This is a genomic window from Nocardiopsis codii (assembly GCF_036327455.1).
In the GTDB taxonomy this organism is placed as follows: domain Bacteria; phylum Actinomycetota; class Actinomycetes; order Streptosporangiales; family Streptosporangiaceae; genus Nocardiopsis; species Nocardiopsis codii.
In genome coordinates, this window is sequence record NZ_JAUZMY010000003.1 from 66,254 (window position 1) to 78,294 (window position 12,041).

The following is a 12,041-nucleotide window of genomic DNA, read 5'->3' on the forward strand; positions in this document are numbered from 1 at the left end:
GGCGGGAGCGGCCCACCACGCCCCGGAGGGGCGTCCGTAAGGAGAGAACCTTGACCGACAACAGTCCGGAACCGCGAACCGAGGGGCAGCCTCCCAGAGTCGAACGAGGCGGCCTGTGGGGCCTGTTCTTCGGAGCGGCCGGCCTGCTGCTCCCTCCCTACGGGGCCGTGCTGTCCGTGTTCGGCGTCGTGCAGGGGTTCCGGGCACGGCGGGCGGCGAGACGGAACCGGACCCAGGCGCCCGGGGCACTGCTGAGCGTGCTCGTGGGAGTGGTCGGCATCGTGGTGTCGTTGGCGCTGACCTCTGTCTTCGTGGTGTACCGGGACCAGGTGGCGGACTTCCGGGACTGCTCGGCGCGTGCACACACCGTGTCGAGCCAGAAGGTGTGCGACGAGGCGTGGGAGTCGTCCACCGGGCTCCCGCCCACGGTGATCGCGGCCTGACGGCCCCGCACCGCCGCCGTCCCCCGCGGTGACGCCCGTCCCGCCGTCGCCGCCCTCCGCGGCAGCCCCTCGCGGTCGCCGTCCGCCGCCGCGCGATCCGCGCTTCCGCCCGTCGCGCCCCCTCCGCGGTCGCGGCACGGCCCCCTCGACGCCCCGGTGAGCGGGGGCGGCGGAGATCTCCCGCCGCCCCCTCTCCCCTGTGCGCGCGTTCCCCATGTGGGCCGGGCCGTCCCCGACACCCTGAATCCGCCGTTTCCCCGAGCGTCAGCCATACCCAAGGAGACTACGGTTAGTATGCAATCGTTTACTAACAGTATTGCTCACGCATACGCGGAGAGGACTCGATGGACAGCGACGTCCCCGGTTCGTCCGGACCGGAACTCAGGGAGTACACGGCGCTGCTGCGCCGCCGGTGGAGGTTGGCCGGCGCCGGGGTGCTCGGCGGGCTGGTACTCGCCACCGCCGGAGTCCTCGGCCTGCCCTCCGCCTACACCTCCGTCACCGCGGTCCAGGTCCAGCCCACCGGGCTGGGGGAGTTCACGGGCGAGCAGTCCGGCCGCCTGGCCGGGGGCGTCAACCTCGACACCGAGGCCCAGATCCTGGTCTCGGAGCAGGTGTCGGCCGCCGTCGCGCAGATCCTGGCCGACACCGGTCCCGGGCCCGCGCCGACCACGGACGAACTGCGCGAGCGCGTCGACGTGAGCGTGCCGCCCAACAGCAACGTGCTGGAGATCCACTACTCCGCCGGAAACCCGCAGGCCGCGCAGGCGGGCGCGGCGGCCTACGCGGACGCCTACCTCGATCTGCGGCGCGCCCGGGCGGAGGAACTGGTCGGCAGCCAGGTGGAGGCGCTGCGCGCGGAGCAGGAGAACCGCTACGAGGCCCTCGCCGCGGTCCCCTCGGGCGACGCCCGCTCTCCGCGCGACGCGGCCCTGGCGGACGCGCTGCGCCAGGAGATCACCGACCTCGGCAACGGGATCAGCCCGCTCAGCGCCCTCCAGGAGACGGTCCGCCCCGGCACCGTGATCACCCCGGCCGGCCTCCCGGAGAGGGCGAGCAGCCCGGAGCCCGCCCTGTGGCTGGTGGGCGGCGCGGCCCTCGGACTGGTCGCGGGCCTGCTGGCGGCCGTCGTCCGCGACCGCCTCGACCCGCTCCTGCGCGACACCGAGGAGACCGCCCGGATCGGACGGCTGCCGGTTCTGCTCGACCTGGCCGCGGACTCGCCCCGGTCGCCCCGGGGCGTCCGCTCCCCCGGCCTGCTGACCGACGGGGAGGACGGCGGCCAGCGGGTCAACGAGTTCGCACACCTGGTGCGCGCCCGCGTCCGCGTCCCGGACGCCCCCGGCGGCGGCGACGGGACGGAGGGCGCAGCCGGAGCGCTCGGCTCCGACCCCGGCCCGGGAGCCGGGGAGATCGCGGAACTCCCGGAACTCGCCGGCCTCGCCGAGCTGGCGGGGGCCGACGACCGGCCCGGCCCGGGCCGCGTCCTCCTCGTCGCGGCCGGCGCCCCCGGCCGTGCGGGCGCGGCGACGGCCGTCAACCTGGCCGCGGCCCTGGCCCGCACCGGCTCGGAGACCCTGCTGGTGTGCGCGGACCCGAGGACCGACACCGTCGGCGAACTGCTCGGCCTGCCGGAGGGGCCCGGACTGGCCGAGGCCCTGCTGGAGGGCGAGGACCCCGGGGGCCTGGAGGTGCGCCCCGACGCCGTGCCCCGCCTGCGCGTCCTGCGCCACGGGAGCCCGGGGCTCACCGCGCCGGTGCAGGGGACGGCCATGACGGAACTGGTGCGGCTCCTGCGCACGAACGCCGAGTACGTGGTCGTGGCCGTCGCCCCGGTGAGCGAACGCGCCGACGCGCACGCCCTGGCCGGTTCCGCGGACCTCCTGCTTCCCGTGGTCGAACTCGGCCGCACCAGGCGGGTGGACCTGGGCGGTCTGCTCACCCTCGCGGACAGGTTCGGGGTGCCCGTCCCGGGGACCGCCGTCCTGCCGCTCCAGCCGTCGCCCGGGCCCGCCCCGGGGACCGACGCGACCGAGGCAACCGACGCGACCGACGCGACCGACGCGACCGAGGCAACCGACGCAACCGAGGCAACCGACGTGCAGGGTGGAGCCGTGCCCGCCGGCACGGACCCCGCAGCCTCCGACGGCGCCGGTGACGGGGGCCCCGCACCCGCCGGGACCGCGACCGCGCAGGACGGGACCGCGACCGAGGCCGACGCCGAGACCGACGTCGAGGACGCCGGGAACGAGGCCCCGGCGGCTTCCGCCGAGGCCGACGACACCGGGAACGAGAGCCCCGCACCCGTCGACGCCGGGGCCCGGCGCTGATGGCCAGAGGGATGTCCGCCCGCGGTCCCCGGTCGGACGGGACCGCGGGCTCCTGGTCCGCGCGGAGCCCCGGCGCCCCGACCGCGTTCGTCCCCCTCGCGGCGGGGGACTCCTCCCCCGCCTCCGGCCGCCCACTGATCTGGCTGCTGGCCGGGTATCCGCTCTGGTGGGCGCTGGGGATGGGGCAGTTCGCGTACTGGCTGTTCGCGGTACCGATGGCCGCCGAGCTCGTCCGACGCCACCGCACGGCGGGACTGCGGGTCCCTCCGGGGTTCTGGCTCTGGGCCCTGTTCCTGGTGTGGACGCTGCTCGGGCTGTTCCTCGTCCCGCTGGAGATGCCGGGCACCGTCCCGGACAGCGGCGGGTACGGCGGCGCCCTCCTGCGGGTGGTCAACTACCTCGTCCTGACCGTCCTGCTGCTCTACGTCGGCAACCTGACCGAACGGGAGCTGCCCACGGAGTCCGTCGTGCGGGCGCTGTCGGTGCTCTGCCTGGCCACGATCGCGGGCGGGTTCCTGGGCATGGTCGCCCCCCGCTTCGAGTTCACCGCGCCCCTGGAGTACCTCCTGCCCGCGGGCCTGGCCTCCGACGCGTACATGCAGGCCCTCGTCCACCCCGCGTCCGCGCAGGTCATGGACATCTTCGGGTACGACTCGGCCCGCCCCAAAGCCCCGTGGGAGTACACCAACATCTGGGGCTACATGCTGTCCCTGCTGTTGGTGTGGCTGGTGGTGGGCTGGGTGGCCCAGAGGTCCGGTTGGATCCGCTGGGGCGCGCTGACGGCCGCCGCCCTGGCGGTGGTCCCCGCCGTGTACTCGCTCAACCGGGCCCTGTGGGTGGGCCTGGCGCTCTCCCTGGCCTACGGCGCCGTGGTCGCGCTGCGCCGGGGCCGGGTGGTGCTGGTGGGCGCCTGCGCCGCGGTCGCCGTGGCCTCCCTGCTGGTCCTGGCCGCGTCGCCGCTCGCCGACGTGGTCAGAACGCGTGCCGACAACCCGCACAGCAACGACGGCCGGGCCGCCACCAACTCCGCGTCACTGGAGGCGGCCGACCTGTCCCCCGTCATGGGTTGGGGCACCACCCGGGCGTCGCAGGGGAGCTCCGGCTCGATCGCGATCGGCCCCACACCGGAGTGCCCCGGCTGCGGTCAGCACGTCATCGGCAACGCCGGTCAGTTCTGGATGACCCTCATCACGGCCGGATGGGTGGGCACCGCCCTCTCCACCGGGTTCTTCGCGTGGGTCGCGTGGCGCTACCGGGCAACGTCCTCGCCGGTGGGACAGGGCGCACTGCTGACCGTGCTGCTGCTGTTCTGGTACATGTTCTTCTACGTCGCGCTGATGTCCCCTCTGGCCGTCACCATGGTCGCCGTCGCCCTGCTGTGGCGGGACGGCGCACCGGTGCCCGGTCGGGGACGGTTCGCGCGCACACGCGGAGGTCTGCGGTGAACAGCGAGACGACCTATCTGACCGACCTCGCCGCGGTGCTGTGGCCGTGCGGCGGGCTGCTCGGCCCCGGGGACCGGGGCATGCGGCGCCGGGTCCGCCGCGACCGGGGCACCCAGTACCTGCCGGTGCCCAGCGCCCACAACCCCCGGGTGATCCTGCCCGCGTACAACCGGTCCGCCGCCACCCGGGGCATCACGTCCTTCGCCCAGGGCCACTCGTTGCGGGAGAGGGCGCGCACGCTGCTGCTGACCGGTGCGTTCGCGACCGGGATGGCGCCGCTGCTGCTCCGTGACCGGCTCTACGTCGGGGCGGGCCCCGGGATCGAGCACGCGCTCACCGCCGCCCTCGACCGCGAGCTGTCCATCGCCATCCACGTGGGCCCGCCCAGGGCCAACCGCAAACCCGTCCTGCTCCTGCTCACGCCCGGTGGTCGGACCATCGGGTATGCGAAGGTCGCCGTCAACGACCTGACCTCCCGCCTGGTGCGCGCCGAGACGCTGGCTCTGCGCCACCTCGCCGCGTCGTCCCTGAGGGACGTCACCGTGCCGCGACTGCTCCACGAGGGCGAGTGGAACGGCCACCCGCTGCTGGTGCAGGAGGCACTGCCCGTCGGCGACCAGACGGACCGGCCCACGCGCAGGCAGCTGCTGCGGTGCGTCACGCAGATCGTCGGCGTGACGAGGGTGCGGGAGCGGAGGCTCTCCGACAGCCCCTACCGGAGCTCGCTGGAGGAGCGGATCGTGGCGCTCGGCGCCCGGCCCGAGGCCGCGCCCCTCCGCGCCGCCCTGCGGCGGCTGCCGGACGTGCGCGTGCCGTTCGGGGCCTGGCACGGCGACCTCACCCGGTGGAACATCGCCAGCACCGCGCGGCGCGCGTTCGTGTGGGACTGGGAACGGCTCTGCCTGGACGCCCCGGCGGGCTTCGACGCCCTGCACTACGACCTCAACGAGTGCGTGCAGGCGGGGGTCCACCCCGGCGTGCACCGGTGGCTGGACAGCGGGTCGCGGCTCCTGCGCGACCCCCTCGTGTCCGAGACCGGGCTGCGCCCGCACACGGTCTCCACCGTGATGGCGCTGTACCTGATCGACCTGGCCACGCGCTACCTGCAGGACCGGCAGGCCGAGAGCGGCGGCCGCCTCGCCGCCGTGGACGACTGGCTGCTCCCCGCGTTGGAAGGGCTCCAGGACAGAGCCGCCCACGAGGCCGCCCACCCGGGCTGACCCGTACCCCGCCGCGGCCCGCGGCGACGGGACGGCGGGACCGCCACGGCACCCGCACCACCGGCGCCCGGGCCGCGACGTCCGTCGGCACCCGCACCGGCGAACGCCCGCGGCCCGGGCCCCGCGACCGCCCGCCGAAGACCGGCGGACGGACCGAAGCCACAGAGAGGGAACACCCGATGCCACGGAACACCTCCCCCGCACTGGTCCACCGCCTGGCCGTTCCGGCCCGGCGGGCTCTCCTGCCCCTGGCGGACGGCCTCGGCCGGGCGACCGGCCCCGCCCGCGCCCTGCCCGACTTCCTGATCTGCGGCGCCCAGCGCTCCGGCACCACGTCCCTGTTCAAGTCGCTCTGCCGGCACCCCTCCGTGACCGGGCCGACCCTGCGCAAGGGCGTCCACTACTTCGACACCGCGTACCAGCACGACCTGGGCTGGTACCGGTCCCACTTCCCCCTGCGCATGACGCTGCGGGCCCGCTGGGGACGGCCGCGGGTGAGGGTGGTCGAGTCCAGCCCGTACTACCTGTTCCACCCCCGGGCGGCCGAGCGCATCGCAAGCACGCTGCCCGACGTACGGGTGGTCGTGATCCTGCGCGACCCGGTGGAGCGCGCGTACTCCGCCCACGCGCACGAGACGGCCCGCGGGTTCGAGACGGAGCCGTTCGAGCTCGCGGTGGAACTGGAGTCCAAGCGGCTCTCCGGAGAGGAGGAGCGCCTCATGGCCGATCCGGGCTACAGCTCGCACTCCCACCAGCACCACGGGTACGTGGCGCGCGGACACTACGTCGACCAACTGCTGAGGATGGAGCGGCACCTGGGACGCGGCCGGATCCACGTGGTGGACTACGCGGACCTGTTCGACGGGACGGCGCGGTCACTGGCGGGGATCGAGCGGTTCCTGGGGCTGCCCCCCGGCCCCGGGACCGCTCCGGGGCGGCACAACGCCCGCAAGCGCGCGGTGATGCCGGAGGGCCTGCGGGCGGAGCTGACGGAGCGGTTCACCGAGAGCGACGCCCGCCTGGCGGCCTGGTGGGGGCGCACCCCCTCGTGGTGCGGGTGACCGACACCGCGGACCCGCGGGCCGCGGACCAGGGGGCGGGGCAGTCCGCGGGGCTGCGCCGCGTCCTGCGCGGCGGCGTCGTCAACATGGCGGGGGCCGTGGTCGGGGCCGGACTGAACCTGGCCCTGATCGTCGCCATCACCCGGGCGTTCTCGCAGGAGACCGCGGGGCTGCTGTTCTCCGCGACGTCGGTGTTCCTGATCGCGGCGTCGGTGGCGAACCTGGGCGCACCGGACGGACTCGTGTACTTCATCGCCAGGATGCGCGTGTTCGGCCGCGCGGGGGGCGTGCCCCGGCTGCTGGGACTGGCCATGGGACCGGCCGTCGGGGCCTCGTGCGTGCTGGCGGGTGCGCTGCTGGTGTTCGCGGAGCCGATGGCCGGTGCCATGGGCAGCGGGCAGGCCGCGACCTACCTGCGGCTGCTGGCGGTGTTCCTGCCGTTCGCGGTGCTCACCGACTCCGCGTTGGCGGCGACGCGGGCGCACCACGACATGGCGGGCACCGTCCTGGTGGACAGGGTGGGGCGACCGCTGGCGCAGCTGGGGCTGGTGGCGGGGATCGCGGTCACGGGTTCGGCCGGGCTGCTGGCGCTGGCCTGGGCCGGGCCGTACCTGCCCGCCGCGGTACTGGCGTGGTTCTGGCTCGGGAGGATCGTGCGGGGCGCCGCACGGGACGGCGCGGACCCGGACGCGGGAGCGGTCCGGGACGGGGACGGTTCGCAGGACGACGCCGCGGGCGCGGTGGGCCACGGGGACGGGGACGGCCCGGTCACGCCGAGGGCCTTCTGGACGTTCGCCCTGCCCCGCGCGCTGGGCGGGATCGCCCAGATGGGCGTGCAGCGCGGCGGAGTGGTGATGGTCGCCCTGCTGAGCGGCCTGACCGGCGCGGCGGTGTTCACGGCCGCCACGCGGGTCATGGTGGTCGGCCAGTTCGGCACACAGGCGGTGCTGTACGCCGCGCAGCCGAGGTTCGCCGAGCAGGTGGCGACGGGGGACCACGCGGGCATCCGGTCCCTCTACCAGGCGGGCACGTCGTGGCTGGTGTGTGTGACGTGGCCGCTGTACCTGTCCGCGCTGGTGTTCGCCCCGGAGGTGATGCTGCTCTTCGGGTCGGACTACTCGGCGGGGGCGACGGCGCTGGTCGTGGTGTGCGCGGGGCAGCTGCTGTGGTCCGTGCTGGGGATGGGCGACCTCATCCTGACGATGACCGGGCGGACCGGGCTGAACCTTCTGAACAACGTGTTGTCGCTGGTGGCGAACGTGGCCGTGTGCGTGGTACTCGTCCCCTCGGCGGGGGCGACCGGGGCCGCCGCGGCACTGGTCGCGGCGGTGCTGGTCCGCAAGCTGCTGCCGCTGTGGCAGCTGCGGTCCGAGGTGGCGCTGCACCCGTTCAGCCGCCCGGTGGGGGTGGCCACGGCCAGCTCCGTGCTGTGGTTCGGCGCCCTCCCGCTGCTGGTGGACGCGGTACTGGACGGTGGGGTCGCGACGATGGCCGCGGCGATGGCCACGGGCGCGCTCGGGCACCTGGTGACGGTGTGGTCGCTGCGGGGATTCCTGGGTCTGCGACCGCGCGGGTGAGCCGCTCCGTGGGACCGGCCGGCCTCCAGCGGGCCACCCGCATGATTACTCTGAGTTATGAAATGATGACAGCATGTCTGCACCTGTGGTTCTACTGGTGGCCTCCAACGGTGGCCACCTCACCCAGTTGTGCTCGCTGAGGCCCTGGTGGCAAGGGCGCGAGCGCGTGTGGGTGACCTTCCGGACCCCTGACGCCGAGGCGGCGCTCGCCGGCGAGAGGGTCCACTGGGCCTTCCACCCGACGACACGCGACGTCGGCAACCTGCTGCGCAACACGTGGCTGGCCTTCCGCGTGCTGCGTGCGCGGCGTCCCTCCACCGTCGTCACGACCGGCGCCGGGGTGGCCCTGCCGTTCTTCGTCCTGGCCTGGCTGCTGCGGATCCCGACCGTCTACATCGAGGTCTACGACCGGATCGACACACCCACTCTCACCGCGCGCCTGTGCCGTCCCTTCACACGTCTGTTCCTCGCCCAGTGGGAGGAACAGAGGACCTTCATGCCGACCGCCATCACGGTAGGACCACTCCTGTGACAGAACAGACCACACGCCCGGTTCCGGAATCCCGGCGCAGCGACCACCCGGACGTGGTCGTCAGCATCGGTACCGACCACCACGCCTTCGACCGCCTGGTCCGCTGGATCGACGACTACGCCCGCCGCCACCGGGACCTGCACATCCTGGTCCAGCACGGGCACAGCGCCGCACCGGAGGTCGCGGCGGGGACCCGCTTCCTCCCCGGGGAGGAACTCGGCTCGCACATGCGCGAGGCCCGGGTGGTCGTCACCCACGGCGGGCCGGGGACCATCGTCCAGGCACGCGACGCCGGGCACCTGCCCGTCGTCGTCGCCCGCGACCCCGAGCTGGACGAGCACGTTGACGACCACCAGCTCCTCTTCGTCCGCCGGCTGGAGGAGGCGGGCCGGATCCGCGCCTGTTCCAGCCCCCAGCAGCTGTCCGCGCTCATCGACAAGGCGCTCACCTCACCCGAGGACTTCCGTGTCCGCCCCTCCTCCGGCGACGGCCCCGAGCGGGCGGCCCTGCGCGCGGGGCAGCTGATCGACCTGCTGACGGACGCCCCCGCCGAACCCGGCACCACGGAGGTCGTCCGGGACCCCGCCGACACCTGGCCCGAGGTGACCGTCGTGGTCCCCACACGGGACCGGCCCGAGCTGCTGCGCCGCACCCTGCGCGCGATCGAGGAGCAGCGCTACCCGGGCCGCATCACCACGATCGTGGTCTTCGACAACAACCTGCCCGACCCCGCCCTGGCCCGCGCCGACGGCGAGCGCCCGGTGCGCGTGGTCACCAACACCCTGACCCCCGGCCTGGCCGGCGCCCGGAACACCGGGGTCCTCGCCGCCGACACCGACCTGGTCGCCTTCTGCGACGACGACGACACCTGGATGGCGGACAAACTCCGGGCCCAGGTCGAGGTCATGCGCGCCGAACCCGACACCGAGGTGGTCTGCTGCGGCATCAGGGTGGTCTACGACCGCGTCGAGGCGGTGCGGAGCCTGGACCGGACCAGCGTCACCTTCGGCGACCTGCTCGCGTCACGGCTGACCGAGCTGCACCCGTCCACGTTCCTGATCCGGCGCCGCGCCATGATCGACGGCTGCGGGACTGTCAGCGAGGAGATCCCGGGCAGCTACGGGGAGGACTACGAACTCCTGTTGCGGCTGGCCAAACGCACTCCCATCCGCAACATCCCCGAGCCGGGCGTCCGGGTGCTGTGGCACCGCCGCTCCCACTTCTCGGGCCGCTGGCAGACCATCTCCACGGCACTGCGCTGGCTGCTGGAGCGCTACCCCGAGTTCCGGCTGGTGCCGCGCGGCTACGCCCGCGTCGCCGGTCAGATCGCCTTCGCCGAGGCCTCCGCAGGAAGCCGCGGGACGGCGCTGAGGTGGATCGGCACCACACTCCGGCACCGGCCCTCCGAGGGCCGGGCCTACCTGGCGCTCCTGGTGGTCTGCGGTATGCCGCCCGGGTGGATCACACGCGCGCTCCACCTCCGCGGGAAGGGTGTGTAGCCTCGGATCCGGTGTTCCCGGCCGGTCCGGGGCGCGGAGAGGACACGGGGGAAGCACATGGTCAGGGAAGCCGCGGTCGGGGACGTCGGGCGGGCGGCGGACACGCTGGCCGCGGCCTTCGCCGACTATCCCTTCACACGCCACACCATCTCCGCCGACGACCACGCGACCCGGCTGAGGGAGTTCCAGCGGCTCTTCCTCGCCGAGGTCGGCGTCCCGCACGGCCGGGTGTGGGTGACCGGGGGCCTGGACGCCGTCGCGGTCTGGACGACCCCGGACTCCGGCGGCGCGCGGGCCGTCATGGAACGCCTGCTGCCCGCGTTGGTCGAGCTCGCGGGCGACCGGGCCCCGGCCTACGCCGGGGCCGAGGAGGAGATGGACCGCCACCGGCCGACGGAACCCGTGTGGTTCCTGGGCACGGTCGGCGTCCACCCCGACTCGCGGGGGCGGGGCCTGGGCCGCGCTGTCATCGCCGCGGGGCTGCGCGAGGCCGACGCGGCGGGGGTCCCCGCGTTCCTGGAGACGTCCGCGCCGCGCAACGTCGGCCTCTACGAGTCCCTCGGGTTCGGGGTGACGGCCGAGTACGACCTCCCGGACGGCGGTCCGCGCACCTGGTCCATGCTCCGGCCCGTCGGCGCCTGAACGGCCCGGGTCAGTCGCGCCGGGCGGCCTCCTCGGCGAGGCCCCGCACCCGCTCGGGCAGGTGCACGTACGGGTCCTGGCCGGCCAGCTGGAACCCGCGCTGGGCGTACTCGTTGGACCGGATGCGGAAGTCGCACCCCGGCGTCACCTTGTTGTCCCACACCTTGACGGCGCGCACCCGCTCGTAGCGCCGCAGGACGTCGGGGATGTCGGAGTACCACTTCAGGGTCTCCCCGGCCCCGATGTCGGTGGTGCCCATCTCCCCGATCATCACCGGCTTGTCCGGGTCGATGCCGTGCTCGGGCCCCTCGTTCTGGATCCAGTCGTAGGCGGGCCGCAGGGCGTCCTCGAACGAGAGCACCTCGGTCCAGTTCGGCTGGACGTCGCAGCCGGTCATGTTGTACGCCTCCCAGCTGAGCCAGTCGACGTAGTCGTTGCCCGGCCAGAGCCCTGGGAGGCGGTCGAGGTTGGACTCCCACCCGGTCACGTTCCAGACCCAGATGACGTTGTCGGCGCCCTCGGCGCGGTAGAGGTCCACGATGTGCCTCCACGAGGCCACGAACTCCTCGGGAGTGCCGCGCTTGTTGTAGCGCCTGTTGGCGTCGGCCTCGTGGTCGAAGGTGACGAAGTAGGGCACGTCCAGGTCGGCGATGCCACGCGCCTGGGACCGCAGCTGCTGGTCGAAGTCGCCGTCGATGATCGACTCGTAGGGGATGTCCGGGCGTCCGGGGCTCGTGAAGCGGCGCGCCTCGATGTTGGTGTGCACGAACCGCCCCTCCGCGGCCATGCTCTGCTCGCGCCGGCCGGGGACCTGGGCCTGGTCGACACCGCGCCAGGTGTACACGATGTCCATGCCGCGGTCGGCGGACTCCTCCAGGTGCTCCACCTGGTCGCCGTAGGGGCTGGCCCCCCACCAGACCCCGCAGGAGGGCTCCAGGATCTCCGACACGGTGCAGCGGTACTCGGTCGCCGAGGGCAGTCCGAGGAAGGACGCCGTGTTGTCGGGCGGGGCGGACCGGCGGTCGGAGGCCGAGGCCTCCCCGGGCGGCGCGCTCACCGCGCCGACAAGTGCCAGTGCGAGGACCAGTGTCCCCGCGGCTGCCGTTCCCCGTACCGGTCCCCTGTCCACTGCGAGCCCCCTAGCCAGAAAAACGCCACACAGAGTTATTCATTGACTACTATACGTTATGTTTTCGGCATCTAACAGTCTCCCGGGCACAACGCGTACACGTCCGAAAAATCGGACCCCGACGGGGGCGCGTGCCGGGCGGCCCGGGGTGCGCCGGCGGCGC

General features: G+C 74.0%; 10 protein-coding genes. 9 read left to right on the plus strand and 1 reads right to left on the minus strand.

Annotated elements, in window-relative coordinates:
- The first annotated feature begins 50 nt into the window (after positions 1-50).
- From Q8791_RS04085 to Q8791_RS04125, 9 genes are all read left to right on the plus strand, one after another.
- Entirely contained in the window at positions 51-443 is a 393-nt protein-coding gene (locus Q8791_RS04085) for a DUF4190 domain-containing protein (protein ID WP_330090208.1), read from the plus strand.
- Between the two features lie 344 nt (positions 444-787).
- Positions 788-2,773 carry a hypothetical protein gene (locus Q8791_RS04090; protein ID WP_330090209.1) on the plus strand — a complete coding sequence of 662 codons (1,986 nt, stop codon included), beginning with the start codon at positions 788-790 and terminating at the stop codon, positions 2,771-2,773.
- Positions 2,773-4,218 carry a ligase gene (locus tag Q8791_RS04095; protein WP_330090210.1) on the plus strand — a complete coding sequence of 482 codons (1,446 nt, stop codon included), beginning with the start codon at positions 2,773-2,775 and terminating at the stop codon, positions 4,216-4,218. The genes Q8791_RS04090 and Q8791_RS04095 overlap by 1 nt, the downstream gene beginning before the upstream one ends.
- On the plus strand, positions 4,215-5,438 hold the full coding sequence (locus Q8791_RS04100; RefSeq protein ID WP_330090211.1) for a phosphotransferase: 1,224 nt from the start codon (positions 4,215-4,217) through the stop codon (positions 5,436-5,438). Before Q8791_RS04095 ends, Q8791_RS04100 begins: the two co-directional genes overlap by 4 nt.
- Positions 5,439-5,617: 179 nt before the next feature.
- Positions 5,618-6,499, plus strand: a complete 882-nt coding sequence (locus Q8791_RS04105; RefSeq protein ID WP_330090212.1) for a sulfotransferase family protein — start codon at positions 5,618-5,620, stop codon at positions 6,497-6,499.
- Entirely contained in the window at positions 6,469-8,076 is a 1,608-nt protein-coding gene (locus tag Q8791_RS04110) for a lipopolysaccharide biosynthesis protein (protein WP_407941952.1), read from the plus strand. The genes Q8791_RS04105 and Q8791_RS04110 overlap by 31 nt, the downstream gene beginning before the upstream one ends.
- 73 nt (positions 8,077-8,149) lie before the next feature.
- Positions 8,150-8,608 (plus strand): UDP-N-acetylglucosamine--LPS N-acetylglucosamine transferase, encoded by a 459-nt coding sequence (locus Q8791_RS04115; RefSeq protein WP_330090214.1) that lies wholly within the window; start codon positions 8,150-8,152, stop codon positions 8,606-8,608.
- Positions 8,605-10,107 carry a glycosyltransferase gene (locus Q8791_RS04120; RefSeq protein WP_330090215.1) on the plus strand — a complete coding sequence of 501 codons (1,503 nt, stop codon included), beginning with the start codon at positions 8,605-8,607 and terminating at the stop codon, positions 10,105-10,107. Before Q8791_RS04115 ends, Q8791_RS04120 begins: the two co-directional genes overlap by 4 nt.
- Before the next feature lie 57 nt (positions 10,108-10,164).
- Positions 10,165-10,749, plus strand: coding sequence for a GNAT family N-acetyltransferase (locus tag Q8791_RS04125; RefSeq protein ID WP_330090216.1), 585 nt, complete (start codon positions 10,165-10,167; stop codon positions 10,747-10,749).
- Between the two features lie 10 nt (positions 10,750-10,759).
- Here the strand turns inward: Q8791_RS04125 and Q8791_RS04130 are convergent, their stop codons facing one another.
- Positions 10,760-11,878, minus strand: a complete 1,119-nt coding sequence (locus tag Q8791_RS04130) for a glycoside hydrolase family 26 protein (RefSeq protein WP_330090217.1) — start codon at positions 11,876-11,878, stop codon at positions 10,760-10,762.
- Positions 11,879-12,041 lie beyond the last annotated feature (163 nt).